The sequence below is a fragment of the Kribbella sp. NPDC104740 genome, assembly GCF_055583505.1.
Window position 1 is genome coordinate 929,768 of the sequence record NZ_JBVJNV010000003.1, and the last position, 24,883, is coordinate 954,650.

Genomic DNA, 24,883 nt, shown 5'->3' on the forward strand with positions numbered 1-24,883 from the left:
CCTCCTCCCCCGGCACCCACGAACCGGGACTCCGGCCGCCCACCGAGCGGCCGGAGTCCCGTTCTGCTGTCGGCTTTCCGTCATGTCGTAGCCCAGCACTCCGTCAGCGCCTACCGTGAAGAAACGAAAGGTCACTGCGTATTGAGCTGAGGAGCGGCCATGAACCGACGGATCGGTACGGCGTTCGCGAGTGCGCTGGCAGCCGGGGTGCTGCTCGCGTCGGCCGGGGTGGTGGCGCAAGCCGGCCAGTCGTCGGTCCAAGCGGCCTGTACGGGGCCCGCCTGGGCTGAAGGGGTCAGTTATGCCGTCGGCGCCAAGGTGACCTACCAGAGCCGCTCGTACGCCGCTCGATCAGCGCACACCGCGCATCCGGGCTCCGGCTGGAACCCGGTCGCCGCTCCCTCCCTCTGGCTCGACGAAGGCGCCTGCGACAGCACGCCGCCCACCACGCCCCCAACGACGCCGCCCACGACTCCTCCGACCACACCGCCGACGACACCGCCGACCACCCCGCCCGCCGGTGAGACCTGCGCCGTCAAGTCCCGCCCCGCAGGCAAGGTCCTGCACGGCTACTGGGAGAACTGGGACGGCGCCTCCAACGGCGTGCACCCGCCGTTCGGCTGGACGCCGATCACCGACGCCCGGATCGGTCAGCACGGCTACAACGTGATCAACGCGGCGTTCCCGGTGATCCTGTCCGACGGGACGGTGAAGTGGGAGGACGGGATGGACGCGACCGTGAAGGTCGCGACGCCGGCCGAGATGTGCGCGGCGAAGGCAGCGGGCCAGACGATCCTGCTGTCGATCGGCGGCGCGACCGCCGGGATCGACCTGAGCTCGTCGACGGTCGCGGACCGGTTCGTGGCGACCGTCGTACCGATCCTCAAGCAGTACAACTTCGACGGGATCGACATCGACATCGAGACCGGGCTGACCGGCAGCGGCAACATCAACCAGCTGTCCACCTCGCAGGCGAACCTGATCCGCATCATCGACGGCGTGCTGGCGAAGATGCCCTCGAACTTCGGTCTGACGATGGCGCCGGAGACGGCGTACGTGACCGGTGGCAGCGTCACCTACGGCTCGATCTGGGGCTCGTACCTCCCGATCATCAAGAAGTACGCCGACAACGGCCGCCTCTGGTGGCTGAACATGCAGTACTACAACGGCAGCATGTACGGCTGCTCCGGCGACTCCTACTCGGCCGGCACCGTCCAGGGCTTCGTCGCCCAGACCACCTGTCTCAACAACGGCCTGGTCATCCAGGGTGTGACGATCCGCGTCCCGTACGACAAGCAGGTGCCCGGCCTGCCCGCCCAGAACGGCGCCGGCGGCGGCTACATGGCGCCGTCCCTGGTCAGCCAGGCCTGGAACAGCTTCAACGGTCAGCTCAAGGGCCTGATGACCTGGTCGATCAACTGGGACGGCTCGAAGAACTGGACCTTCGGCGACAACGTGAAGGCGCTGCAGGGCCGCTAATTGCGTCGCGGGCGGGCCGAGGGCCCGAGTACGGTCCGCCCATGACGTTTTCTCGCGAGCGCCCGCCTTTCGTCGCCGATGAGCGCACCCAGTTGGTGGGGTGGCTGGATCAGCAGCGGGCGCTGGTGCGGTGGAAGTGCGAAGGGCTGGCCGAGGCCGACGAGTTGCGGTCGGTGCTGCCGACGTCGCCGGCGATGACGATGGCGGGGCTGGTCTACCACCTGCGCTGGGTCGAGCACTGCTGGTTCGAGGTGCTGTTCCTGAACGGCTCGTCCGCCGAGAACCCGCAGTTCGACGAGTCGCTGCCCGAGGACGCGGACATGATGCCGACCGCGCCGCTGAAGCAGCTGCTCGACGAGTTCGAGGCGCAGTGCGAGCGGTCCAACGAGATCATCGCCGCGCACTCGCTCGACGAGACCGGCCGGCACCCCGACTTCAAGTCCGGGCAGGCGACGTTGCGCTGGATGGTGCTGCACATGATCGAGGAGACCGCGCGCCACGTCGGGCACCTGGACACGATCCGCGAGCTGCTCGACGGCGAGAAGGGGTATTACTAGTCGGTGTGAGCATCGACGTACGCCGTGCGGCTGACCGGTTCCGGACCACCGAGGACTGGCTGGAGTCGCGGCACTCGTTCTCGTTCGGCCCGTACTACGACCCGCGCAACGTCGGCTTCGGCGCGCTGCTCGTGCACAACGACGAGGTGGTTGCCCCCGGCACCGGGTTCGGCAGCCATCCGCACCAGGACCTGGAGATCGTCACCTGGGTTCTGCGCGGTGCGCTCACCCACGAGGACTCCGAGGGGCACCGCGGCGTCGTCCACCCCGGGCTCGCGCAGCGGATGAGCGCCGGCAGCGGCGTCCGGCACGCGGAGACGAACGACGGCGGCGAGCCGGTCCACTACATCCAGATGTGGGTCCGGCCGGACGAGCTCGATCTCCCACCGTCGTACCAGCAGGCGGAGGTCGATCTGGGCAGCGGCGAGCTCGTGCCGGTGGCGTCCGGGCTGGCCAAGCACGCCGGCACGACCGCCGTACGGATCAACCAGCGCGACGCCGGGATGTCGGTCGCCAGACTGAAACCCGGTACGGCGGTGCAGCTGCCGGTGGCGCCGTACGTGCACCTGTTCGTTGCCCTCGGCTCCGTCACGCTCGAGGGCGCGGGCGAGCTCGGCGAGGCCGACGCCGCCCGGATCCCGGTCGCGGACGGGCAGCGTGTCACCGCGGGACCCGGCGGCGCCGAGATCCTCGTCTGGGAAATGCGTTAGCTGGTCTGCTCGGACATCGTCCAGACGTGCTGCAGCGGCGCACCGTCCTCGGCGAACCCCTCGACGAACTGGCTCATGTGCTGCTGCCAGCGCTGGTCGACGGGGTCGTCGCGGAGCTGCGCCACCGCGGCCTCGAAGTCGTCGCAGGTCACCAGGTGGAACAGGTCCCGGCCGCTGCGCCAGATGCTCCAGTCACTGATGCCGGCGTTGTTCATCACGACGATCAGCTCGGGCCAGACCCGGGCGTGCTCGATCGCGTAGGACTCTTCGGTGCCGGCGATCAGCCGGCTGTGCAGGGCAAGGCGGGTCACAACCGGGGAGAATACCCCGGAGTGATCGAACCGTTACCCGATCCCCCGGCGATCACCTCGACGTGACCTGTAGTGCCTGGCAGGTTAAGTGCCCCTGGTAACTAATTCCCGCAGGAGCACCGATGGCCGATCGCACCGCCCCCTGGCCGGCCGGTACGCCGAACTGGGTCGACCTGGCCGCGACCGACGCCCGCGCGGCGACAGACTTCTACGCCGGCCTGTTCGGCTGGCAGTGCGAGCACCAGAGCACCCGCGACTACTGGATCTGCCGCGTCGACGGCGAGGACGTCGGCGGCATCGGCGGCAAGCACCCGGGCACCGAGACGCTGCCGAGCCGCTGGACGACGTACCTGGCGACCGAGCACGTCGACCGGACCGCGGCCGCGATCGTCGAGGCCGGCGGCCGGCTGCTGCTCGACCCGACCGACGTGTCGGTGCACGGCCGGATGGCGATCGCGACCGACCCCAACGACGCGATCTTCGGCCTCTGGCAGGCCACCGACCACATCGGCACCGGCCGCGGCTCGGACCCCGGCATGCTGGTCTGGAGCGAGGCCCTCAGTCGCGGGTACGACGAGGCGAAGGCGTTCTACACGACGGTCTTCGGCTACCGCGTCGAGGAGATCGGCAGCACCGGGGACTTCGACGGCCCCGGCGACCAGTACGCCGACGCCCGCTACGCCGCCCTGTACGCCGCCGGCCGGCCCGTCGCCGGCACCGGCGAGTTCCACCCGGACATGCCGGCCGAGACCCCCGCGCACTGGCTGCCGTACTTCGCCACCGCGGACCTCGACGCCACCGTCGCCCGCGCCGAACGCTCCGGCGGGCGCCTCAGCGGCGACCCGCTGGACACCGACTTCGGCCGGATGGCCGTGCTCACCGACCCGGAGTCGGCGGTCTTCGCGGTGATCCAGCTCGCGGTCTGAACGAAGCTCTGACAGACCGAAAACCAACCGCGGAGCCCCGCTCGGCGTCGTACTCCTGTGGGCCGGCTGAGTATTTTCCCCCTCGTGGCAGGCTGGGCACACGCCGAAGACTGAACGGAAGCGTCAACCCGTCGCCGTGCGAGAGTGGAGATCGTGAAGCGTACTGCTGCCATCGTCTGTCTGGGTGCCCTCCTGGTCACCGCCGGTTGTTCCGACAGCAAGTCCGCCGACGGCGGAAAGGCCGACCCGAACGACGAGAAGCAGGCCTCGGCCGAGGTCGTGAAGGCGTTCGCGGCCGGCTGGGTGAAGGCCTGGGCGCCGGAGGGCAAGCCGACCGAGGCCGCCGCGCTGACCGACAACCCGGCGACCTTCGGCCCGCGGCTCGACGACGTCGACACCGCGCTGGTCGCGCAGTCGGCGACCGTCACACCGCAGGGTGAGCCGAACTGCTCCGACGACAGCAACTGCACCCAGGAGCTCGCCGTCGAGGCCGTGCTGCGCGGGATCGGCACCATGAAGTGGACCAGTACGGCGACCGTCGTGAAGACCGGCGACGCCTGGAAGATCAAGGCCTCCGGCGACACCATCTACCCCGGTCTCGGCGACGCGAACTACCTGAAGCGGGTCCGTACCGTCCCGGCCCGGGCGTCGATCCTGGACCGCACCGGCAAGCCGCTGACCAGCAACCGCCCGGTCGTCATCGTCGGTGTCGCGTCCGGCAACAAGGCGACCGCGGCGACGTACGCCGCGTTCACCAAGAACCTCGACGTCGACGGCACCAAGCTGTGGAACCGGGCGAAGGCGGCCCCGGCCGGCCAGTTCGTCGACGCGATCACGATCCGTGCCGAGGAGTGGGACAAGCTCCGCCCGGTCATGGGCAACCTGCCCGGCGTCCTCACCATGGGCGGCACCCAGTCGCTACCCGAGAGCTCGACCTTCGCGCGCTCGGTGATCGGCACCATGAAGACCGCCACCGCCGAGACCCTGAAGAACGCCGGCCCGACCGCCTCCAGCCAGGACCAGGTCGGCACCACCGGCCTGCAGTACTCGATGCAGCAGCAGCTCGCCGGGACGCCCGGCGGCGAGGTGAACCTGCGCGACGGCAAGACCAAGATGGTGATCAAGGAGGTGTTCAAGCAGGAGGGCAAGGCCGGTACGCCGGTCCGCACCACGCTGGACACCAACCTGCAGCGCGCCGCCGAGGCCGCGCTGGCCACCAGCAAGCTGCCCGCGTCGCTGGTCGCCGTCCAGGCGTCGACCGGCCAGATCCTGGCCGCCGCGAACGGCCCGACCGCGACGAACTACAACCGCGCCTTCCAGGGCCACTACGCGCCGGGCTCGACGTTCAAGATCGTCACCTCGGCCGCGCTGATGGGCGCCGGGCTGACCGCGAACTCCGCGCTGCCCTGCACCAACACGATCAACGTCTTCGGCAAGACCTTCAAGAACTACGACGGCCTCGCGCCGTACGGCAACGGCACCATGCAGAAGGCGTTCAACCAGTCCTGCAACACCGCGTTCATCTCCCAGCACGGGCGGCTGCCCAAGGACGGGATGACCAAGGCCGCGGCGATGTTCGGCCTCGGCCAGGAGCTGCAGAGCTCGATCCCGGCGTACGGCGGGGAGGTGCCGGCGCCCAAGGACGACGTCGCCGAGGCGGCCTCGATGATCGGTCAGGGCACCGTCACCGCGAGCCCGCTCGGGGTCGCGCTGATCGGCGCCACGGTCAAGCACGGGACCGCGATGAAGCCGGTGCTGGTGACCGGCAAGGACCCGGCCGGCCCGGCCGCCGCTCCGTTGCCCCCGGCAACGGCCAACGCGCTGCGGACGATGATGCGGACGACGGTCACCGGTGGAACGGCGCACGCGCTGGCCGCCAGCGGCGTCGTCTCGGCCAAGACCGGGACCGCCGAGGTCGTCACCAACGGCAAGGTCGGGACGAACGCCTGGATGGTCGGGTTCCGCGGTGACGTCGCGTTCGCGGTGATCATCGAGGGCGGCGAGTCCGGCGGCAAGACGGCGGGCCCGATCCTGAAGAACTTCCTGGGTCGGTTCAAGTAACCGTCAGAAGCTGAGGATCTCCTGGATCGCGGACTTCAGGTCCGAGCCGTCCAGCGTGACCAGCTCGAGGTCGGTCGGGAAGCCCGGCGAGTGGAACAGCCGCAGGTCGCGGTGCTTCCCGGCCGTCTCGAGCACGGTCCGGATGAACCGCGCGTTGCCGAGCTCGTCGATCCGGCCGTTGGCGCAGACCTGGTCGAGCGCGGCGGTCAGGCTCGCGGTCGCCTCGGGCGTGATGTGGTCGCCGCGGCTCGCGACCAGCCGGACCGCGATCTCGCGGAGCTGGTCGGCGGTGTAGCGCGGGAAGTCGATCCGGGTCGAGAACCGGCTGCGCAGGCCCGGGTTCGCCTCCAGGAACTCGGCCATCGGTTCGGAGTACCCGGCGACGATCACCACCAGGCGGTCGCGGTCGTCCTCCATCCGCTTCAGCAGCGTGTCGATCGCCTCGGTGCCGAAGTCGTTGGTGCTGGTGCCCTTCTTCTTCAGCGCGTAGGCCTCGTCGATGAACAGCACGCCGTCGAGCGCGGAGTCGACCACCTCGTTGGTCTTCGTCGCGGTCTGGCCGATCCAGTCCGCGACCAGGCCGGAGCGGTCGGTCTCGATCACGGTGTCGGCCGCGAGCAGGCCGAGCGCGCAGTACAGGCGGGCCACGACGCGGGCGACCGTGGTCTTACCGGTGCCGGGTGGGCCGGCGAAGATCAGGTGACCGCCGAGCTTGGCGGTCGGCAGGCCACGCTCGGCGCGCATCAGGCCGGCCCGGACCTGCGCGGCGACGGCCGAGACCTGCTGCTTGACGTCCTGCATGCCGACGTTGCGGTCGAGCTCGTTGAGCACGCCCTGGACCGCGCCCCAGTCGGGCTGGCGGTGCAGCGCGGGGGCGGACGGGTTGCCGCGGCGGATCACGGGCGCGGGCTGCGACGCCGTACCGCGGGATTCGGTACGCCGGGTGCTGAGCCGCACGTTGGTGTCGGCGAGCGCCTCGGCGACCTGGCGGTGCGAGTTGTCGCGCTCGTACACCCACTCGAACTGGCGGATCGCGTGCTGCTCGCGGTCGGTGCCGCGGTAGACGAAGCCGAGGTAGTACTCCGCGTCCATCGCGACGAACGAGTTGAGCTGCTGGCCCGCGGCCTGGCGCAGGATCGTCTCGGCCTCACTCCACTGCTCGACGGTCGCCAGCAGCATCCCGAGCCGCAGTTGCGCCTCGACGCCGAGGTGCCCGTCGGTGGGGACCCGGCGCAGGATGCCGATCGCGGTGTCGAAGTCGGACCGGTGCATCGCGACCGCGGCCTCGAGGAAGTTGCGCCGCAGCTCCTCGATCACCTTCCCGGTCGCCTCGGCCGCGCCCTCGGTGTCGCCGGCCCCGAGCCGCCGCAGCGCCTCGGCGTGCCAGACGTGGTCTGTCGTCTCGAGCGAGTGCGTGAACCACCACCCCGCCCGGAACGACGAGCTCAGCCGCCGCTTGTCCGCGTCCCGCTCCTCGCCGAACCGCTTGACGCCCGCAACGAGCTTGTCCAGCGCGGTGTCCGCGTCCCCACCGGCCGCATGAAACCCGAGCCAGGCATCCGTCATCCCCGGATCCAGCTCGACCGCCCTGGTGAAGTTCTCCAGCGCCGCCGGCTTGTCCACCGTCGCCGCTTTCTCGTCAGCCTTGGCGAACCCCAGCTGCCGAGCCCCCTTCACCCACAACCCACGAGCCCGCCGCCGCCCCAGAAGCCCCGCGGACTGCTCACCCATACCTGAACTCCCTCGTCACCCGGACCGGCTTGCATCCTCTCACCACAGAATGTCGGCCCCCGGGTCACCTACGGGCGTTGACCCCACTGTGTTCTTCACCGTGGGTGATCAGCGGAACGGTTCACTCCGTTCCTGAGAGTTTCAGGCAGGCGCTGTGTGGGTTCCTGAGAGTTCGCTGAAACCGCGTCAGGGCGGGGTTTTCGTCACTTAGGGTGGTGCGATGGAGAGCCTGATCTGTCCGAAGTGCCGGGGCGCTATGCGGACGTACGAGCGCAGCAACGTCACCGTCGACCAGTGCACCGAGTGCCGGGGGATCTTCCTCGACCGGGGTGAGCTGGAGAAGCTGGTGGACGCCGAGGTCGCCTACAACGGCCCGCAGCAGCAGCGCGCGCCCGAGCCGCGCTACGAGGAGAAGCGGTACGAGGAGAAGCGCTACGACGACCGGCGCCACGACAACGACCGCCGGTACGACGACCGCAACAAGTACGGCCAGCAGTACCCGCAGCGCAAGAAGAAGAAGTCGTTCTTCGACGAGCTGTTCGACTGAGCTGAGCAGCGGCTAGCGGTGCCGGCCGTGGAGGGCGGGTTCGCGTTCCTCCTCGGTCGTGCCGCCCCAGACGCCGTACATCTCGCCGACCATCAGCGCGTGCTCGCGGCACTGCAGCCGGACCGGGCAGGTCCCGCACAGCGACTTCGCGAGCAGCTCGCGGGCATGCTTGCGCAGCCCGCGCTCGGACTCGGCGGAGAAGAACAGCTCTGGGTTCACGTCCCGGCAGGCCGCGTGGTCGTGCCAGGCCCAGTTCTCGATCATCGCCGACGGCAGACCGTCGGGGGCCTTGGTGACGGCCCCGGCGGGCGGTTTGCGCCTCATGACTCACCTCGGCTCGGATCGGGGATGGTGCCGCGGCCTCACAACCGCGGCACGGATCCAGGTACCCGAGCGCAAACGTCCGGCCGCGACACCCACCGCGGCCGGACGCAGCCCCGATCAGGGATGAACCGGGTACCGCCCGGTGATCGCGACCCGGTTGAACGCGTTCAGCGCGATCACCAGCCAGGCCACCGCCGAGATCTGCTCCGCGGTCAGCACCGCGGCCACGTTGTCGTACACCTCGTCACTGACCTGCCCGTCGGACACCAACGTGACCGCCTCGGTCAGCCGCAGCGCCGCGCGCTCGGTCTCGGAGAAGTACCCGGTCTCCCGCCAGGCCGGCAGCACCGCGAGCCGCTCGGCCGTCTCGCCCTTCTTCAGCGCGTCACCCGTGTGCATCCGTAGGCAGAACGCGCACCCGTTGAGCTGCGAGGTCCGGATCCGGACCAGTTCGACGAGCAGCGGGTCGACCCCCGCCGCCTCGGCAGCCCGGTCCGCCTCCACCGACATCGCGACCAGCGCCTTGTACGCCGGACTGTGCTGCTTCTCGATCCGGACCCGCTCGGTGCCGCTCACGACGGGTCGTCGATCTTGACCTGGGCTCCGGTGTCGGAGACGAAGACCACCAGCAGCTTGGCGGGTTCGGTCGCGCTCGCGTTCTCGGCGCGGCCGTGGTGCGCACCGGGCAGCTCGACCCAGTTGTCGCCGGCCTTGACCGTCGTCGCGGGCTGGTCGTCGAGCTGGTTGCGCAGGCTGCCTTCGAGCACGTACGCGTAGACGAACGCCGTACCGTGCCGGTGCGGTGCCGCCTGGGCACCGGGTGGGAAGTCGACGATCGCCGAGGTGAAGGTCTTGCCCTTCACGTTCGGCAGTGCGAGCTGCTTCAGCGGGGTGAGGGTTTCGGCGGGGGGCTTGCCGATCGGGCTGGTGGTCGCGACCGGTGCCGCGTGGACGGGTTCGTCCTGCGCGGCACACGCGGCCAAGGGGACGACGGCCAGGAGGCCGACGGCGATCCGCACTCCAAGCATGGAGGGGCTCCTGTTCGGTTCTCGGTAACGCGGTGTTGCGTTCTCGTCAGGAGGACGAGGTAGCCCCACCGGGCGTGACGTGCCCGAGCTTGTCCGGGTTGATCACTCTCCGGTACGCCGTGATCAGCCCGTCGGTGATCTCGAAGGTGTCCACCGACCAGAGCCGCCCCTGCCGGTAGAACATCAGCCCGAGCTCGCCGCCCACCTCCACGACCTCCACCCGGTCCAGGTCCCACTGGCGGCGGACCCGGAGCATGACCTCGGCGATCCGCTCGCCGCCGTGGATGAGCTTGCGGGCCGCGTTGATCCGGCCGCCGCCGTCGGTGACGTAGACGGCGTCCGGGTCGAGCACCCGGACCAGCCCTTCCAGATCACCCGACTCGTACGCCGCACGGAAGGCCGACAGCACCCGCTCGCGCTCCGCCTTGGAGGTGTGCACGGTCGACCGCTTGGCGTCGGCCACGCGCCGCCGCGCCCGCGACGCGAGCTGCCGGGCGGCCGGCGCGGTGGTGTCGAGCACCTCCGCGATCCGCTCGAACTCGAAGCCGAACACGTCGTGCAGCACGAACGCGACCCGCGCGTGCGGGCTCAGCTCCTCCATCACCAGCATCATCGCCGCGCTGACCGACTCGTCGACCAGCACCCGTTCGGAGGCGTCCGGCCCGGTCAGCAGCGGCTCCGGCAGCCACGGTCCGACGTACGTCTCGCGCCGGACCCGGGCGCTCTTGAGGATGTCGTACGACCGGCGCGCGGCGACCGTGATCAGCCAGGCCCGCAGGTTGTCGACCGCGCCGAGGTCCGACCCCGCAGCGCGCAACCACACGTCCTGGGTGACGTCCTCGGCGTCGGCGACGCTGCCCAGCAGCCGGTACGCGACGCCGAACACCGCGGGCCGGTGCTGCTCCCACTCGGCCGCGAGCCGGCCGGCCGAAACAGCGGCCGGCTCGCCGGTGACCGGGTCCGCGACGTCGTCCGCCATGGATTCAGCGTAACTACGGGCTGACGACCAGCCGCACGTTGGTCCCGCGCTGGCTGATCACCTTGATCTTCACGCCGACGTGCGGCACCTTCACGCCGTACGACGGGACCTTCGCCGACCAGAACTCGTTGCGGTCGGCGAACGTCGGGACCGCGGGCGGCCCGGCGAAGTGGTTCTTCTTGCCGTTCACGGTCAGGTCGAACGAGTCCGACGGCTGCGTCCCGAAGGTCGAGTCGTAGCTCTGCAGCGTGCTCTTCCAGAAACCGCCGGCCGGGTTCGGCCGCAGCGCCGGGTTCGCGTCGATCGGCAGCCACTGCCCCTGACCGGGGTGCACGGCGGTCTCGTTGTCGGACACCGAGGTGTCCCAGTACGAGACCAGCAGGCCGTCCTGGTACGGGTAGTGCTCGACCCAGTTCGGCCGCGGGTTGCCGACGAAGTTGTACGGGCCGTACTGCAGGTACCGGTTGAACGAGCTGTAGGTGTAGTTCGACGCCAGGTAGTAGTGGTCGTACTCGGTGGTGACCGACGCCCCGGCGGCCTGGAAGCCCTTGGCCGTCCAGCCGGCCGCGCCACTCTCGGCACCGTCGGTGACCAGCGCCTGCCCGTTGGCGGTCAGTTTGATCTCGTCGGCGAAGAAGCCGAGCTCGTGCGTCGCCGAGTCGGTCGCGTACCGGAACCGCAGGTCGACCGTCTTACCGGCGTACGCCGACAGGTCGAAGGTGGCGGGCTTCCAGCCGCCGGAGTTGCCGTCGATCCCGTTCGCCTCGGCCGCCTTGGTGATGCTGCCCGGGATCGCCTTGAAGCCGCTCCCGTCGTTCACCTCGACGTACGCGTAGTCGCAGGCGTCGGCGCCGCAGTCCTCGATCCGCCAGTTCGCCTGGAAGGCCAGCGACGCCTTGCCGGCCGGCAGCGTCAGCTTGCGGGTCAGGGTGTTGTCGAGCTTGTCGCCGGTCCCGCTCCACCACGACTTCGCGCCGGCCACCGGGGCGACCAGCTGCTTGGTGACCTTCTTCTTCGGCAGCGAGACGACCAGGCCCTGCGGCCGCGCCGAGTTGTACTCGTGCGGGCCGAGCTCGACCGTCTTGGTCTGACCGGCCTTCACCGTCACGTGGTTGAGCCAGCCGAGCTGCAGCTTGTCCCAGGTGCCGAGGTCCTGCGGCTTGAGGCCGATCCCGACGTCACCCTTGGCCCCGGACCGCGACTGCGACATCACGCTCCACCAGTTCACCGGGTTCTGGCTGGGCTGTCCGGAGGTGTCGTAGTGGTCCGGCAGGCCGAGGTCGTGCCCGTACTCGTGGGCGAAGACGCTCAGGCCGCCGTTCTCCGGCTGGATCGTGTAGTCGCCGATCCACAGGCCGGTACCACCGACCTGGACGCCGCCGAGCTTGTTCGCGGCCGGGCCGCTGGTGTGGTTCTGGTCGGCGTACCAGCGGTGCGACCAGATCGCGTCCTCGCCCTGGTGCGGGTCGCCGTCGGCCTGGTCGCCGCCGGCGTGCACGATCTGGAAGTGGTCCAGGTAGCCGTCCGGCTCGTTGAAGTTGCCGTCGGCATCGAAGTCGTAGCGGTCCCACTGGTCGTAGGACTGCAGCGTGGTCTTGATGTCGGCGTCGGTCTTGCCGGCCTTCTTCTGCAGCGCCACCCACTGCCCGACCGCGTCGGTGATCAGCGCCCAGGTGTTGCTGCAGATGGTGTCCGCGCACGGTGTCCCGTTCGAGCGGCCGTACCGGGCCTCGTTGTAGGGCACCTTCACCCAGTCCGAGACGGTGCCGTCGACGCTGTACCGGCCCGACGACTGCTTCTCGTAGTACGTCTTGACCGACTCGCCCTTGCCGAAGTAGAGGTCGCGGTAGTGCTGCGCGGAGTAGTCGGCCTGCCAGACCGTCGAGTTGTCGGTCTTGCGGTCGGGGGCCGGGATCGCGTTGTGCACCGGGCCGTCGAAGGTGGTCGGGCCGGCGGTGTCCGGGTCGGTGTCGCGGTCCGGGAAGTCCGGGTGCCGCTTGGTGCCGAACTCGGCCAGGACGACGAAGATCTTGTCGGTCTTCTCCCGCGCCAGCTCGACGTACTGGGCCTTGCGGTGCTCGGCGATCTTGATCTTGCCGAGCCCGTCGCGGGCCGCCGGGACGGCGACCTCCTGGCCGACCTTGACCACCTTGCTGGCGCCGCGCTGCTCGGCCTTGACCGACCCGTTCAGTACGCCGTTCAGCGCCGCTTCGCGCAGCTCGCGGCGCTTGTCCTCGAGCGGGTTGGCCAGCTCGTCGGCGTGCGCCCCGCCGCCGCCCTGGACGGCGACCGGCCCGCCGCCGGGCGCCGGACCGGTGGTGTCCGCCGCCGCCGGCCTCGACGGCAGCTGCCCGATTCCGATCGCGACTGCCGCGGCGAGCACGCCGACCGCCGTGGTGCGTACAGGTGACACGCGCACGTCTGCTCCTCCTGGTGGCCAAGGGCAACTACCTCGGCTGACACCCTATGAGCACTGTGCGTGACGGAGCCCGCTGTGAACCAACAGAGCGCCGACCGCAACACGATCGCCATCTGCCCGCCCGAGGACTATCGTCGGCGCAATGAGCACCCCGCCCCCGGTCACGTTGCGCACGATGACCGCCGCCGAGTACGCCGGCTGGCAGGACCGTAACGCGCGCTCGTTCGCGGCCGGGATCGGCCCGCTGCGCGGCCTGGACGGCGCGGCCGCGATCGCGTTCGCCCGGACCGAGGTCGACAAGCTGCTCCCGGACGGCCTCGGCACCGACAAGCACCTGCTCTGGTCGGCGTTCGCCGCGGACGGCACGCTGGTCGGCAGCCTGTGGATCAGCGTGCTCACCCCGGTCCCGTACATCTACGGCGTCGAGGTCGAGGAGCAGCAGCGCGGCAAGGGCTACGGCCGCTCGATCATGATCGCCGCCGAACAGGAGTGCCGGCTCCGCGGCTACGCCCAGCTCGACCTGAACGTCTTCGGCAACAACGCGACCGCGATCAACCTGTACGAGTCGCTCGGTTTCGAGACGGTCAGCCAGATGATGCGCAAACAGCTCTGACTCTTCGGGCCGCTCGCTCTCAGCGTCCGCTTGCGAGGTCCTCGACTGCGTCCAGATGCTTCGGCACCCACCCGAGCTCCCGCCGCGCCCGCTCGCTCGTCATCCGCTGATCCAGCCCGAACGCCTCCGCGATCGGCCCCATCTCCTCACCCGCGTTCTCCAACGCCCGCACCTCCTGCACACCAGCAGCCGCGGCCAGCGCAGGACCCAGCTCCGCGAACGTCCGGTTCTCCGCCACCCCGACGTACTCGGCTCCGGCCGGTGCCTTCTCCAGCGCCAGCACGTACAGCTCAGCGAGATCGTCCACGTGCACGAGCGTCGTGTGGTTCGACCCGTCACCCACCAGCCCGACCGCGCCACGCGCCCGCGCCGCCTCGACGAAGAACGTCTCGATCAGCCCGCTCGCCCGCCCGTAGACCAGCGCCGGCATCACCACCACCGGATGCCACCCCCGCTCGACGGTGTCCAGCACCCGCGCCTCGTTCTCCAACCGCCACGCGGTGATCGCCGGCGGCCGCTTCACCGCGTCCTCGCCGACCACGCCGCCGGTGTCGCCGTACACCCACACGCCACCGGTGTGCACGTACGTCCCGCGGCCGTCGAGCCCTTCGAGCAACGCGTCCGCGGCGACCCGATCGATCTCCGCACTCCGCTCACCCGACGCCCCCAGATGCAGTACGCCGTCCGCCGCGCCCGCCGCTTCGCGCAGTACGGCGACGTCGGTCAGCTCACCGACCATCGCCTTCGCACCCCGCGCGGTCACCAGCCCGACCGCCCGGTCGCTGCGCGCCAGCGCGGTCACCTCGTGCCCGTGCCGCAGCAGCGTCTCGATCACGACCTGGCCGATGTAACCGGATCCACCGGTCATGAACACCTTCATGTTGTCTCCTTCGCTCGCCTTCCACTCTGCTGTTCCTGGCCGCTGGATTTCCAAGACCTGTTCGGTCGCTTGTGATACCCCTGAGGTATGACCGCGGACTGGTGGTTGCTGCACGTCGACATGGACCAGTTCATCGCGGCCGTGGAGATCCGGCGGCGGCCCGAGCTGCGCGGGCTGCCGGTGGTCGTCGGCGGTTCGGGGGATCCGCAGCAAGGGCGCCAAGTCGTCGCGACGGCGTCGTACGAGGCGCGCGCGTTCGGGGTGCACTCGGGGATGCCGCTGAAGGCGGCGTACAAGAAGTGTCCGGACGCGGTGTTCCTGCCCTCGGACCCGGCGACGTACGAGGCCGCGTCGGTCGAGGTGATGGACGTGCTGCGGTCGTTCCCGGTGACCGTCGAGGTGTGGGGCTGGGACGAGTGCTTCGTGGGCGCGGCGACGTCTGATCCCGAGGCGCTGGCGCTGCAGATGCAGGCTGCCGTGCTGGAGCGGACCGGACTGACCTGCTCGATCGGGATCGGCGACAACAAGGTGCGCGCGAAGCTCGCGACCGGGTTCGCGAAGCCCGGGCCGGACCAGCGAGCCGGCGACGGCGGGACGTTCCGGCTGACCCAGGAGAACTGGGCCGAGGTGATGCACCACCGCCCGGTCCGCGACCTGTGGGGGATCGGCGCCCGGATGTCGCAGAACCTGAACGACCTCGGCCTGCGGACCGTCGCCGATCTCGCCGCGGCCGACCTCGACGGCTTGAAGGAACGCTTCGGCCCGAAGATGGGGGCCTGGTACGGCGCGCTCGGCCGCGGCCTCGGCGACACCGAGGTCACCGACGTCCCGCGCGAACCGGTGTCACGCAGCCACGAGGTCACCTATCCCGAGGACCTGTCCGACCCGGTCGAGATCCAGGACCGGGTCCGCGAGCTCGCCGAGGAGCTGACCCGCGAGGTGGTCGCCGACGGGCGCTGGATCCAGCGCGTGCACGTGAAGGTCCGCTTCATCACGTTCTTCACGCCGATCAAGTCCCGCAAGCTGCCTGCGCCGACGCAGGACCCGGCGGTCGTCGCCGACGCGGCGCTCACCGTGCTGGCGAAGTTCGAGCTGCGGCGGCCGGTCCGGTTGCTCGGCGTACGGGCCGAGTTCGCGCCGCCTCCGGAGGAGTGAACTTTTCCCGGCCGACCGGCATCGAACCGAGCACCATGAGGACCCGCACCCGCGTCGCCACGATCGCTGCCGCCGCCCTGTTGGCAGCCGGCGCCACCACTGCCCTGCTGCTGACTCACCCGGCGAGTTCCGCCCCAGCCGCAAGCCCGTCCAGTACGCCGAAGCCCAGCACCCCGGCGCCGAGCACCGCTGCCCCGACGGTCCCGTCTCTCACCACCGCGGGCCTCAGCTACACCAACCGCGTCTGGGGCGACCCCAAGACCGAGCTCGGCGTCATCGTCCCCGTCCCCACCACCTGGTCGATGGCGAAGCTGACCACCTTCGAGTCCCGCTTCACCAGCCCGAACAAGCTCTGGACCCTCCGCCTCGACGGCGTCCTCACCAAACCGCAGCCCCGCGCGACGTACGTCGCCCAGAAGCTCGCCGCGCTCCGCTCGACTCCCGGCTTCCGCCTGCTCGCCCACACCGAGAGCTCCGGCAAGGCGACCAGCGAGGTGTTCGCCGGCCTCACCTTCCAGCACACGACGCTCACCTACACCTACACCGATCCGGCCCGCGGCACCCGCCAGGTCCTCGACCGTTTCGTCACCATCGACAAGGCCACCGACACCGGCTTCGAAGTCTCGGTCTCCGGCCGCCCGGAAGACCAGGCCGCGCTGGAGACCATCGCCACCAAGGCCACCCTCGGCTACGTCCGTCTCCCCTGACGCAGATTCTCCCGGTGATCGGGAAGTAATCGGCCACCCCGGTTGCTGTCATTACTTGATCGTTCATCCATCACCGGGAGACACCTGATGACCAGCAAGGCCGAGCGCGCCATCGGCGCCCTGCGTACCGGTTTCGACACTCTCGCCGAGCTGATCGGCAGCCTCCCGCCGGAGGACCTGGTCCGCCCGTCGGCCGCGAGCGAGTGGAAGGTCGCGGACGTGCTGAGCCACCTGGGCAGCGGCTCGGTGATCAACCTGGCCGCGCTCGACGGCGCGATCGACGGCACCGGCCGCCCGCCGGCCGATTTCAACACCAACACCTGGGACCGCTGGAACGCGATGAGCCCGACCGAGCAGGCGGAGAACTTCCTCAGCGCCGGCCGGACGCTGATCGAGCGCTACGAGGCCCTGACCGACGAACAGCTCACCGACCTGCGCATCGACCTCGGCTACCTGCCCGAACCGGTCGACGTCGCCATCGCGGCCGGCGCCCGGCTCAACGAGTTCGCGCTGCACAGCTGGGACGTCCGCGTGGCGTTCGACCCGGCGGCCAGGATCGCGCCGGAGGCGACCGAGATCCTGCTCGAGACGATCCCGACGCTGCTCGGCCGGGTGAGCAAGGCCGAACAGCTCGACGGCGGCGCGATTCTGACGGTCAGCACGAGCGATCCCACGCGCTCGTTCACGCTGGCGATCACCGACTCGGTCCAGCTGACCGAATCGTCGCAGGCACCGGGCGCCCCGGCCGCCGACGGCAACTTGAGCACACCGGCCGAGTACCTGGTCCGCCTGCTCACCGGCCGCAACGCCGCCGCTTACACCCCGGACTCGGTCGCTCTCTCCGGCAACAAGGTCACCCTGGATGACCTCCGCAAGGTCTTCCGCGGCTGGTGAACGGGAGCCGACATCCGGCCCGCGACGAGGGCGTACCGGAGGTGGTCGGTCGCTCGGCCCGCGCGCCAGGGCTGAGCACGCGGACCGAGGGTCGGCTCCGACCGGCGCCTCACAGGTGGTACGTACGCCGTGCCGTCTCCCCGAAGACCTGATCGCGTTCAGCCGCCGTGAGCTGAGTGGTCAGGTCTTCGGCGGCCGCGACGACGTCCCCGTACGACGCCGCCAGCAGGCACACCGGCCAGTCCGACCCGAACATCACCCGGTCCGGCCCGAACGCGTCGAGCACCACGTCGGCGTACGGCTTGAGGTCGGCGACCTTCCAGTCCGTCCACGACGCCTCGGTGACCATCCCGGACAGCTTGCAGGTCACGTTCGGCTCCGCCGCGAGATCGCGCAGACCCGTTGCCCAGGGCTCCAGATCGCCGCCGATCTCCGGTTTCGAGATGTGGTCGACGACGAAGCTCAGCTCCGGCAGCGCCCGCACGGTCTCCACCGCGGCCGGCAAGTGAGGCGCCTTGGTCAGCAGGTCGTAGACCAGCCCGGCCTCGGCAACCACCGCGAGCCCACGCCGTACGTCGGCCCGGTTGAGCCACTCGACATCGGGCTCGTCGTGCACCTGGTGCCGAATCCCCTTCAGCCACACCCCGTCCGGCCGGTTGAGCAACCCGGCGAGCGCGTCCTCGACGTCCTCGGCCGTCAGGTCGACCCACCCGACCACACCGGCGACCAAATCGTTGCTCGCAGCAACCTCCAGGAACTCCGGCGTCTCGGCCGCCAGCCCGACCGTCTGCACCAGCACGGTCTGCGTCACGTCCGCCTCCGCCGCGAGCGGCGCCAGGTCGTCGATCAGGAAGTTGCGGCGGATCGGATCTATCGCGGCCCCGACCATCCAGCTCTGCTCCCGGACGCCCAGGTCCCAGACGTGGTGGTGCGCGTCGACCCTGCTCATGTGGTCACCTTCTCGGCGTGGATCAGCCGGATCACCTGCTGGCTGATCCGGTCGTAGTCGTGGTCGTTGGCGACCTCGCCCTGGACCCGGTGGTCGCGCATCACGACGACCCGGTCGGCCAGCGTGATCATCTCCGGCAGGTCCGACGTGATCAGCAGGATCGCCAGCCCGTTCGCCGCGAGGTCCCAGATCAGCGTGTGGAAGGCGTCCTTGGTGCGGACGTCGATGCCGACCGTCGGTTCGTCGATGATCAGGATCTCGGTCTGCGCGGCCAGCCACTTGGCCAGCGACACCTTCTGCTGGTTGCCGCCGGACAACGTGCCGGCCAGCTGGGCCGGCGAGGCGATCCGGATGCCGAGCTGTTCGACGTACCGGGCGACCAGCTCGGACTCCGCGCGGGCCGGGACGTAGCCGAGCAGCTTGCGCAGCCGGTCCCAGATCGTGACGGCGATGTTGCGGCTGACCGACTGCTCGAGGAAGACGCCTTCCTCCTTGCGGTTCTCGGTGACGTACCCGATCTTGTGGTTGCGCAGCGCGTCCCGGACGTTCTTGATCCGGACGTCCTGACCCCGGACCCGGACGGACCCCGCGGTGATCCGGTCCAGCCCGAGCAGCGCCTTGGCCAGCTCGCTCCGGCCGGCCCCGACGAGCCCGTACAACCCGACGATCTCCCCCGGCCGCACGGCCAGGTCGATGTCGGCGTGACCGGTCGCCGTCGAAACCCCGGACAGCTCCAGCAGCGGAGCTGCCGACTCGTCCACAGCTCGCGGCGGCAGGCTGAGCGCTTCGTGCACGCGACCGACCATCAGGTCGACGACCTGGTCACGGGTCAGATCGGCCAGCGCCCCGGACTCCAGCACCGACGAGCCGTCCCGCAGCACGGTGACGGTGTCGCAGATCTGGAAGACCTCTTCGAGCTTGTGACTGACGAACAGCACCGAACGCCCGTCGTTCTTCAGCTTGTCGACGACGCGGAAGAGCCGCTCGGCCTCGTTCGGCGTGATCGACGCGGTCGGCTCGTCGAGCAGCAGCACGCGGCTCTCCACCGACAGCGCCTTCGCGATCTCGACCAATTGCGCCTGCGCGACCGACAGCTCGGTCACCGGCTGGTCGGGATCGATGTCGAGCTCCAGCTCCGCCAGCCAGCGCGACGCCTCGGACCGGATAGCGGCCCGATCCACGAGTCCGCGCGAGGTCGGCAGCTTCTGGAGCAGGATGTTCTCCCCGACCGTGAAGCCGGGGATCAGGTTCCGCTCCTGGTGCACGACGCCGATGCCCGCCGACGCGGACTCGTGCGGCGACCCGAAGGTCACCTCCTCGCCGTCGAGCAGCAGCCGGCCGCCGTCGGGCCGGTAGAGCCCGGTGATCACCTTGATCAGCGTCGACTTCCCGGCACCGTTCTCGCCGAGCAGCGCGTGCACCGACCCGGCCTCCAGCGAGAGCGTCACCCCGTCCAGCGCCCGGACGCCGGGGAACAGCTTGTCGACCTTCTCTGCCACGAACAGCGTCATGACACCCCTCCCGCCACCGCGGCATCAGGCGCTTTCACGACCGTACGCCGGGCCTGCCGCCGCGCGCGGACCTGTCCGAGCACGACCGACCCGAGCACCACCGCACCGACCACGAAGTTCACCCAGCTCGGTTCGAGCGAGAACTCGGCCCGCGCGGTGTCGACGAAGCGCACGATGAACGCCGCGAGCACCGTCCCGAGCACCACCGCGGACCCGCCGGTGAGCAGCGCGCCGCCGATGATCGGCGCCGCGAACGACGGCAGCAGCCAGTCGCCGCCGATGCTCTTGTTCACACCCGGCGAGGACGCCACGGTCAGGATCGCCGCGACGCCGAGGATCGCCCCGGACAGCGTGTGCGCGAGGATCACCGACCGGTCGTTCGAGATGCCGGACAGCCGGGCGGCGATCGGGTTCCCGCCCGAGGCGAGCAGCTGCCGCCCGGGCACGGTCCGCCGCAGCATCAGCGCGAGCAGCCCGGCGACGACGAGCGCGACCAGGAAGATCAGCGGCAGGACACCGAACAGCGCGTGCGACCCGAACGTCTTCAGCCCTTGGGGATAAGCGTCGACCGTCCGGGTGCCGACCAGGCGGTACTGGACGCCGAGCAGCACGGTCATCGTCGCCAGCGTGACGATGAACCCGTTGATCCGGGTCAGCACGACGAGCAGCCCGTTGGCCAGCCCGGCCGCGGTCGCGAGCAGGAAGCCGAACAGCAGCGCCAGCGGCACCGGGACTCCGTGGTCGGCCATCATCACCCCCATCGCGGCTGCGGCGAATCCCCCGACAGCGCCGACTGCCAGGTTCAGCTGGCCCACTGCGAGGACCACCATCTGAGCCAACCCGATCAGGATGGGCACGGCCAGGAACTGAAGCAGCACTTTCAGGGAATTCTGTCCGACCAGGTCACCGCCGGAGGCGATCACCAGGAAGACGAAGAACACCACGCAGATCACCAGCAACGTCATCTCGGTGGTCTTCACGAACCGCTTCATCGTCGTCGCACCTCCTGCCGCTCCGACAGCACGGTCCGGACCCGGTCGGTGCTCAGGGCAACCAGCAGGATGAGACCGAGGTAGATGTTGAGGCTCTCCAGACCGACGCCGAGCAGGTCCAGCCCCTTGCGGATCACCGAGGTCAGCGCGGTCCCGAGCAGCGTGCCCCAGACCGAGATGAACCCGCCGGCCAGCAGCGTTCCGCCGAGGATCGGCCCGAGGAACGACGGCAGCATGAACTCCTCGCCGATCGTCGCCTTGATCGAGCCGGTACTGACCGCCAGCATGAAGCCGGCCAGCGCGGCCAGGCAACCCGACATCGCGTGCGCGGTGATCACCCGGCGCGCGGTCGGGATCCCGGACAGCTCCGCGGCCTTGACCGACGTACCGGTCATCAGCAGCTCGCGGCCGAGCTTGGTCCGGCTGTAGATCCAGCCGACCACGCCCATCGCGATCACCGCGAACAGCGCCAGCTGCGGCACCGCGGGTGAGCCGCAGACGTTCCCGATGCAGATGTCGGCGAGCGAGTAGTTGCGCATCTCGCGCATCCCGTCGGGCTTGGTGACGAACGCCGCGTTGTCGGTCAGCGCCGTGTAGACCAGTGGGATCAGGCCGAGCAGCAGGAAGTCCAGCGCGAGTGTCACGACGAACGAGTTCACGCCCGTGCGCGCGATCACCCAGCCGGCCAGGGCGCCGATGGCGGCGCCCGCGATCAGGCCGACCAGCAGGCCGGCGTACAGGCTGAAGTGCCACAGGTCGTACGAGATGCCGGTGATCATCATCGAGAACGCGGCCATCCGGCCGACCGCGAGGTTCATGTGCCCGATCGACAGCACGCACAGCTGCGCGAGGCCGACCACGGTGAACATGGCGATGTCGCGCAGCAGCGGGAAGACCACCAGCTGCTGGTTGAAGAACGCAGGGCGCAGTACGCCGAACAGGATCGCCAGCAGCACCACCAGGATCAGCAGACCGACCCGCTGGTTGGCCCACCAGGGCGTCTTGCCGCCCCGCTGAGCCGGCGGCTGGTCAGGTTCCTGGAGCGCGGCGGTGGCGGTCTCCGAGACCGGTGCGCTCACGAGACGCGCCGGTCGTCGATGGCGTCCCGGTCCCAGTCGATGCCCAGGCCCGGCTCGTCCGGTGCGACCGCGTGCCCGTCGGAGATCTCCATCTCGGTCCGGGTGATCGCCCGCAGCTGCGGGATGTGCTCGACGTACCGGCCGTTCGGTACCGCCGCCGTGAGGCTGACGTGCAGCTCCATCAGGAAGTGCGGGCAGACCTCCAGGTTGAAGGTCTCGGCCAGGTGCGCGACCTTCAGCCACGGCGTGATGCCGCCGACCCGGGCCACGTCGACCTGGACGATGCCGGCCGCACCGGCCGCGACGTACTCGCGGAACTGCGACACCGAGTACATCGACTCGCCGACCGCGATCGGGATCGACGTGGAGTCGGCCAGGCGGACGTGCCCGCTCAGGTCGTCGGCCGGCAGCGGCTCCTCGAACCAGCTCAGGTCGAGCGGCTCGAACGCGGCAGCACGCCGCTTGGCCTCCGGGTACGTCATCGACTGGTTGGCGTCGACCATGATGTCGAGCGCAGGCCCGACCGCGTCCCGTACGGCGTGCAGCCGCTCGACGTCCTCGTGCAGCCGCGGCTTGCCCACCTTGAGCTTCACCCCGGGCCAGCCGGCCTTCTGCGACGCCAGCGCACCGGCGACGAGCTCCTCGGTGCTGAGGTGCAGCCAGCCGCCCTCGGTGTCGTACAGCGGGACGTTGCGGCGGAAGCCGCCGGCCAGCCGCCAGAGCGGCTCACCGGCCCGGCGGCAGCGCAGGTCCCACAGGGCGGTGTCCACCGCGGCCAGAGCGAGCGACGTGATCGCTCCGACCGTGGTGGCCCGCGTGGAGGCGAACAGGTCGAACCAGAGCCCCTCGACGTTGCGGGCGTCGGCACCGACCAGCCGCGGCAGGAGGTGGTCGCGGAGCATCGCCAGCACCGCCGTACCGCCGGTACCGATGGTGTAGGAGTAGCCGAGCCCGGTACCTCCGTCGGAGGTCTCCAGCTCGACGAAGATCGTCTCCTGCTTCAGGAAGGCCTGGACGGCGTCCGTCCGGACCGTCTCGACCTCCAGGTCGACCAGGAACGCCTCGGCGCGGGTGATGGTCACTGGCAGCTCAACTGGCTCGCGAACTCGGTCTGGAGCTCCTTGGTCTTGGCCTTGCGCTCGTCGTCGTAGGTGTCCACGTTGTCCTTGGTCACCACGAACGAGCCGGAGTCGACGATCACACCGGGCGTCTTCATCGTGCACTGCTTCGAGCCGAGCAGCGCGAGCAGCCAGCCGCCGACGTACGCCTGGCCGACCGGGTTCTGCGCGACGGTCGCCGAGACGCCGCCGGACTTGATCCCGGACAGGATCTTCGCGTCGTCGTCGATCGCGACCACCTTGATCGGCAGCTTGCTGCTGGCCACGCCGTCCGCGGCGGCGACCGCCGGGTTGTACGCCGTGGTGACGATGCCCTTGATGTCCTTGCCCTTGGCCGCGAGCAGGTCGGCGACCGAGCGCTGCGCGGTCTGCAGGTCCTTGTCGATGTCGGTGACCACCGGCAGCTCGGTGACCTTGCCACCGGTCTCGCCGACCGCCTTCTTCACCCCCGCGATCCGGCGCTGGGTGTTGGAGTCGACGTTGTTGCCGGTCAGGTGCACGATCGTGCCCTCGCCGCCGATCGCCTCGATGGTCGCCTTGGCCGCCTTGTACGCCGCCGCCTCGACGTCGGTGGACAGGCAGAAGTCGGCCGAGTTGGTGTCACCGGCCGGGCAGGAGGCCAGCGAGCCGACCGCGAACCCCTTGGACTTGAGGTCCTCGAAGGTGGTGTTGATGTCGGTCGGCGACACGCCGAAGATGCCGAACGCGTTGAAGCCGCGGGCGGCCAGCGAGCTGACCACGTTGTTCTGCTTGCTCTGGTCCCACTCGCCGGTCTCGTCGAAGGTGACGTCGCCGAGCTTGAACTCGGTCTTGTCCAGCTCCGCGGTCGCCTTCCAGGGCTGGAAGTAGGGGTGCGCACCGCCCGGGATCAGCGCCAGCTTCACGCTGGAGGCGTCCTTCAGGGTGACCGGGCCGCCGGTCGAGCCCGTCGAGGCGTCGTCGCCCGCCGTACCACCGGTACTGTCGTTGGAGCTCTTGGTGCTGCAGCCGGTGGCGGCCAGGGCGAGAACGGCCAGGCCGGCGATCGCCGACCTCCGGTACCGGGCGGCGGACGTGGGCAGGGACGTGGGCATGGGGCGCTCCCTCGAAGATCCTATAGGATATTGCGAACCTGATGCTGCCGCCTCACACTGGTGGCGTCAACCCTTGCCCCGGTAACGACTGAGCACGACCTCCGGGGTCGGGCAGAATGAGTGCTTCGGGAGGAGCGACGGTGACGGATGCGCATGTGGGTCTGGCGGGGCAGCTCACCCGCCTGCCGCAGCGACAGGTACTGAGCGACGACGTCTACGAGACGGTCAAGGGCCTGATCATGGACAGCGTGGTGGCCCCGGGCACCCGGCTGAACATCGACGCGCTGACCCGGGAGCTGGGCATCTCCCAGACCCCGATCCGCGAGTCGCTGGCCCGGCTGGAGTCCGACGGGCTGGTGATCAAGGAGCCGCTGCGCGGCTACCGGGTCTCCTCCACGCTGACCCGGGCCGAGTTCGAGGACCTCTTCGAGTACCGGCTGCACATCGAGCCGTGGGCGGCCGGCCGGGCCGCGGAACGCACGTCGCCGGAGGACCTGGTCCGGCTCAAGGACGAGATGCTCAGCTACACCGAGGTCCCCGAGCGCCCCGACTACGACTCGTACAAGGCGATGGCCGGTCACGACCAGCGCTTCCACGACCTGGTGCTGGAGCTGTCCGGCAACGAGACCGCCCGGCAGTCCTTCGCCCGGACGCACTGCCACCTGCACCTGTTCCGGCTGTACTACGGCGGCGGTATCGCCACCCAGGCCCTGCGCGAGCACAAGGCGATCGTCACCGCGGTCCGCAAGGGTGACCCCGAGCAGGCCGCCGCCGCGATGCGCTCGCACATCGAGGCCTCCCGGGCACGGCTGCGCCCGAAGTTCGAAGAACAAGACTAAG

At 69.9% G+C, this 24,883-nt stretch carries 25 protein-coding genes; 11 read left to right on the forward strand and 14 right to left on the reverse strand.

The window, feature by feature from the left end:
• Positions 1-159: 159 nt before the first annotated feature.
• Genes ACZ6Z4_RS20515 through ACZ6Z4_RS20525 form a run of 3 tightly spaced genes read left to right on the forward strand, consistent with a single transcriptional unit; the run spans position 160 to position 2,746 of the window.
• Positions 160-1,479 (forward strand): glycosyl hydrolase family 18 protein, encoded by a 1,320-nt coding sequence (locus ACZ6Z4_RS20515; RefSeq protein ID WP_465566445.1) that lies wholly within the window; start codon positions 160-162, stop codon positions 1,477-1,479.
• Between the two features lie 41 nt (positions 1,480-1,520).
• Positions 1,521-2,036, forward strand: coding sequence for a DinB family protein (locus ACZ6Z4_RS20520; protein WP_465566450.1), 516 nt, complete (start codon positions 1,521-1,523; stop codon positions 2,034-2,036).
• A gap of 5 nt (positions 2,037-2,041) precedes the next feature.
• The gene (locus ACZ6Z4_RS20525; RefSeq protein WP_465566453.1) at positions 2,042-2,746 is read left to right on the forward strand and encodes a pirin family protein; all 705 of its coding nucleotides are present in this window, start codon (positions 2,042-2,044) and stop codon (positions 2,744-2,746) included.
• On the opposite strand, the gene ACZ6Z4_RS20530 is transcribed toward ACZ6Z4_RS20525, so the two are convergent.
• Entirely contained in the window at positions 2,743-3,057 is a 315-nt protein-coding gene (locus ACZ6Z4_RS20530; RefSeq protein WP_363670086.1) for an L-rhamnose mutarotase, read from the reverse strand. The two genes, ACZ6Z4_RS20525 and ACZ6Z4_RS20530, sit on opposite strands and share 4 nt — an antisense overlap.
• Positions 3,058-3,179: 122 nt before the next feature.
• On the opposite strand from ACZ6Z4_RS20530, the gene ACZ6Z4_RS20535 reads away from it, so the two are divergent.
• Both ACZ6Z4_RS20535 and ACZ6Z4_RS20540 read left to right on the forward strand, forming a co-directional pair.
• Positions 3,180-3,983: a VOC family protein gene (locus tag ACZ6Z4_RS20535; RefSeq protein WP_465566456.1), complete on the forward strand. Its 804-nt coding sequence runs from the start codon at positions 3,180-3,182 to the stop codon at positions 3,981-3,983.
• A 153-nt stretch (positions 3,984-4,136) separates the two neighbouring features.
• Positions 4,137-6,044 (forward strand): penicillin-binding transpeptidase domain-containing protein, encoded by a 1,908-nt coding sequence (locus ACZ6Z4_RS20540; RefSeq protein ID WP_465566461.1) that lies wholly within the window; start codon positions 4,137-4,139, stop codon positions 6,042-6,044.
• A 3-nt stretch (positions 6,045-6,047) separates the two neighbouring features.
• Here ACZ6Z4_RS20540 and ACZ6Z4_RS20545 read toward each other — a convergent pair whose 3' ends face one another.
• Positions 6,048-7,775: an AAA family ATPase gene (locus ACZ6Z4_RS20545; protein ID WP_465566465.1), complete on the reverse strand. Its 1,728-nt coding sequence runs from the start codon at positions 7,773-7,775 to the stop codon at positions 6,048-6,050.
• A 220-nt stretch (positions 7,776-7,995) separates the two neighbouring features.
• Between ACZ6Z4_RS20545 and ACZ6Z4_RS20550 the strand changes: the two genes are divergently transcribed.
• Complete coding sequence (locus tag ACZ6Z4_RS20550; protein ID WP_465566468.1) at positions 7,996-8,322, forward strand: TFIIB-type zinc ribbon-containing protein; 327 nt, start codon at positions 7,996-7,998, stop codon at positions 8,320-8,322.
• Between the two features lie 12 nt (positions 8,323-8,334).
• Here ACZ6Z4_RS20550 and ACZ6Z4_RS20555 read toward each other — a convergent pair whose 3' ends face one another.
• The 5 genes from ACZ6Z4_RS20555 to ACZ6Z4_RS20575 form a co-directional block, all read right to left on the reverse strand.
• Complete coding sequence (locus ACZ6Z4_RS20555) at positions 8,335-8,646, reverse strand: WhiB family transcriptional regulator (RefSeq protein ID WP_184800389.1); 312 nt, start codon at positions 8,644-8,646, stop codon at positions 8,335-8,337.
• Positions 8,647-8,763: 117 nt separating this feature from the next.
• Entirely contained in the window at positions 8,764-9,222 is a 459-nt protein-coding gene (locus ACZ6Z4_RS20560; protein ID WP_465566471.1) for a carboxymuconolactone decarboxylase family protein, read from the reverse strand.
• Positions 9,219-9,674, reverse strand: coding sequence for a cupin domain-containing protein (locus tag ACZ6Z4_RS20565; protein ID WP_465566474.1), 456 nt, complete (start codon positions 9,672-9,674; stop codon positions 9,219-9,221). The genes ACZ6Z4_RS20560 and ACZ6Z4_RS20565 overlap by 4 nt, the downstream gene beginning before the upstream one ends.
• A 46-nt stretch (positions 9,675-9,720) precedes the next feature.
• Complete coding sequence (gene sigJ / locus ACZ6Z4_RS20570) at positions 9,721-10,653, reverse strand: RNA polymerase sigma factor SigJ (RefSeq protein ID WP_465566476.1); 933 nt, start codon at positions 10,651-10,653, stop codon at positions 9,721-9,723.
• A gap of 13 nt (positions 10,654-10,666) precedes the next feature.
• Positions 10,667-13,072: an immune inhibitor A domain-containing protein gene (locus ACZ6Z4_RS20575; RefSeq protein WP_465566481.1), complete on the reverse strand. Its 2,406-nt coding sequence runs from the start codon at positions 13,070-13,072 to the stop codon at positions 10,667-10,669.
• A 142-nt stretch (positions 13,073-13,214) separates the two neighbouring features.
• Here ACZ6Z4_RS20575 and ACZ6Z4_RS20580 point away from each other — a divergent pair, with 142 nt between their 5' ends.
• Entirely contained in the window at positions 13,215-13,685 is a 471-nt protein-coding gene (locus tag ACZ6Z4_RS20580; RefSeq protein WP_465566484.1) for a GNAT family N-acetyltransferase, read from the forward strand.
• Positions 13,686-13,704: 19 nt separating this feature from the next.
• On the opposite strand, the gene ACZ6Z4_RS20585 is transcribed toward ACZ6Z4_RS20580, so the two are convergent.
• Complete coding sequence (locus ACZ6Z4_RS20585) at positions 13,705-14,565, reverse strand: NAD-dependent epimerase/dehydratase family protein (protein ID WP_465566487.1); 861 nt, start codon at positions 14,563-14,565, stop codon at positions 13,705-13,707.
• Between the two features lie 87 nt (positions 14,566-14,652).
• Between ACZ6Z4_RS20585 and ACZ6Z4_RS20590 the strand changes: the two genes are divergently transcribed.
• The 3 genes from ACZ6Z4_RS20590 (at position 14,653) to ACZ6Z4_RS20600 (ending at position 17,321) form a co-directional block, all read left to right on the forward strand.
• A complete protein-coding gene (locus tag ACZ6Z4_RS20590) occupies positions 14,653-15,720 on the forward strand; it encodes a DNA polymerase IV (protein WP_465566490.1) in 1,068 nt (355 codons plus the stop codon).
• 35 nt (positions 15,721-15,755) lie between these two features.
• Positions 15,756-16,427 (forward strand): hypothetical protein, encoded by a 672-nt coding sequence (locus ACZ6Z4_RS20595; RefSeq protein ID WP_465566493.1) that lies wholly within the window; start codon positions 15,756-15,758, stop codon positions 16,425-16,427.
• Between the two features lie 87 nt (positions 16,428-16,514).
• A complete protein-coding gene (locus ACZ6Z4_RS20600; RefSeq protein ID WP_465566495.1) occupies positions 16,515-17,321 on the forward strand; it encodes a maleylpyruvate isomerase family mycothiol-dependent enzyme in 807 nt (268 codons plus the stop codon).
• Between the two features lie 109 nt (positions 17,322-17,430).
• On the opposite strand, the gene ACZ6Z4_RS20605 is transcribed toward ACZ6Z4_RS20600, so the two are convergent.
• The 6 genes from ACZ6Z4_RS20605 to ACZ6Z4_RS20630 are packed head-to-tail and all read right to left on the reverse strand — an operon-like array spanning position 17,431 to position 24,043.
• Positions 17,431-18,270 carry an amidohydrolase family protein gene (locus tag ACZ6Z4_RS20605; RefSeq protein WP_465566499.1) on the reverse strand — a complete coding sequence of 280 codons (840 nt, stop codon included), beginning with the start codon at positions 18,268-18,270 and terminating at the stop codon, positions 17,431-17,433.
• Positions 18,267-19,781, reverse strand: a complete 1,515-nt coding sequence (locus ACZ6Z4_RS20610; RefSeq protein WP_465566502.1) for a sugar ABC transporter ATP-binding protein — start codon at positions 19,779-19,781, stop codon at positions 18,267-18,269. The genes ACZ6Z4_RS20605 and ACZ6Z4_RS20610 overlap by 4 nt, the downstream gene beginning before the upstream one ends.
• Complete coding sequence (locus ACZ6Z4_RS20615) at positions 19,778-20,773, reverse strand: ABC transporter permease (protein ID WP_363670120.1); 996 nt, start codon at positions 20,771-20,773, stop codon at positions 19,778-19,780. The genes ACZ6Z4_RS20610 and ACZ6Z4_RS20615 overlap by 4 nt, the downstream gene beginning before the upstream one ends.
• Positions 20,770-21,852 (reverse strand): ABC transporter permease, encoded by a 1,083-nt coding sequence (locus ACZ6Z4_RS20620; protein ID WP_465566508.1) that lies wholly within the window; start codon positions 21,850-21,852, stop codon positions 20,770-20,772. The genes ACZ6Z4_RS20615 and ACZ6Z4_RS20620 overlap by 4 nt, the downstream gene beginning before the upstream one ends.
• The gene (locus ACZ6Z4_RS20625) at positions 21,849-22,934 is read right to left on the reverse strand and encodes a mandelate racemase/muconate lactonizing enzyme family protein (RefSeq protein WP_465566511.1); all 1,086 of its coding nucleotides are present in this window, start codon (positions 22,932-22,934) and stop codon (positions 21,849-21,851) included. Before ACZ6Z4_RS20625 ends, ACZ6Z4_RS20620 begins: the two co-directional genes overlap by 4 nt.
• A complete protein-coding gene (locus ACZ6Z4_RS20630; RefSeq protein WP_465566515.1) occupies positions 22,931-24,043 on the reverse strand; it encodes a sugar ABC transporter substrate-binding protein in 1,113 nt (370 codons plus the stop codon). The genes ACZ6Z4_RS20625 and ACZ6Z4_RS20630 overlap by 4 nt, the downstream gene beginning before the upstream one ends.
• Positions 24,044-24,183: 140 nt before the next feature.
• Between ACZ6Z4_RS20630 and ACZ6Z4_RS20635 the strand changes: the two genes are divergently transcribed.
• Positions 24,184-24,882 carry a GntR family transcriptional regulator gene (locus ACZ6Z4_RS20635; RefSeq protein WP_465566517.1) on the forward strand — a complete coding sequence of 233 codons (699 nt, stop codon included), beginning with the start codon at positions 24,184-24,186 and terminating at the stop codon, positions 24,880-24,882.
• Position 24,883: the final 1 nt, after the last annotated feature.

Bases quoted from the DNA above. Each gene is read 5' to 3' on its own strand.
- ACZ6Z4_RS20600 (WP_465566495.1), top strand. From the start codon at position 16,515: ATGACCAGCAAGGCCGAGCGCGCCATCGGCGCCCTGCGTACCGGTTTC.
- ACZ6Z4_RS20550 (WP_465566468.1), top strand. From the start codon at position 7,996: ATGGAGAGCCTGATCTGTCCGAAGTGCCGGGGCGCTATGCGGACGTAC.
- ACZ6Z4_RS20580 (WP_465566484.1), top strand. From the start codon at position 13,215: ATGAGCACCCCGCCCCCGGTCACGTTGCGCACGATGACCGCCGCCGAG.
- ACZ6Z4_RS20615 (WP_363670120.1), bottom strand. From the start codon at position 20,773: ATGAAGCGGTTCGTGAAGACCACCGAGATGACGTTGCTGGTGATCTGC.
- ACZ6Z4_RS20520 (WP_465566450.1), top strand. From the start codon at position 1,521: ATGACGTTTTCTCGCGAGCGCCCGCCTTTCGTCGCCGATGAGCGCACC.
- ACZ6Z4_RS20555 (WP_184800389.1), bottom strand. From the start codon at position 8,646: ATGAGGCGCAAACCGCCCGCCGGGGCCGTCACCAAGGCCCCCGACGGT.
- ACZ6Z4_RS20535 (WP_465566456.1), top strand. From the start codon at position 3,180: ATGGCCGATCGCACCGCCCCCTGGCCGGCCGGTACGCCGAACTGGGTC.
- ACZ6Z4_RS20585 (WP_465566487.1), bottom strand. From the start codon at position 14,565: ATGAAGGTGTTCATGACCGGTGGATCCGGTTACATCGGCCAGGTCGTG.
- ACZ6Z4_RS20590 (WP_465566490.1), top strand. From the start codon at position 14,653: ATGACCGCGGACTGGTGGTTGCTGCACGTCGACATGGACCAGTTCATC.
- ACZ6Z4_RS20515 (WP_465566445.1), top strand. From the start codon at position 160: ATGAACCGACGGATCGGTACGGCGTTCGCGAGTGCGCTGGCAGCCGGG.
- ACZ6Z4_RS20545 (WP_465566465.1), bottom strand. From the start codon at position 7,775: ATGGGTGAGCAGTCCGCGGGGCTTCTGGGGCGGCGGCGGGCTCGTGGG.
- ACZ6Z4_RS20595 (WP_465566493.1), top strand. From the start codon at position 15,756: ATGAGGACCCGCACCCGCGTCGCCACGATCGCTGCCGCCGCCCTGTTG.
- ACZ6Z4_RS20565 (WP_465566474.1), bottom strand. From the start codon at position 9,674: ATGCTTGGAGTGCGGATCGCCGTCGGCCTCCTGGCCGTCGTCCCCTTG.
- ACZ6Z4_RS20605 (WP_465566499.1), bottom strand. From the start codon at position 18,270: ATGAGCAGGGTCGACGCGCACCACCACGTCTGGGACCTGGGCGTCCGG.
- ACZ6Z4_RS20630 (WP_465566515.1), bottom strand. From the start codon at position 24,043: ATGCCCACGTCCCTGCCCACGTCCGCCGCCCGGTACCGGAGGTCGGCG.
- sigJ (WP_465566476.1), bottom strand. From the start codon at position 10,653: ATGGCGGACGACGTCGCGGACCCGGTCACCGGCGAGCCGGCCGCTGTT.
- ACZ6Z4_RS20610 (WP_465566502.1), bottom strand. From the start codon at position 19,781: ATGACGCTGTTCGTGGCAGAGAAGGTCGACAAGCTGTTCCCCGGCGTC.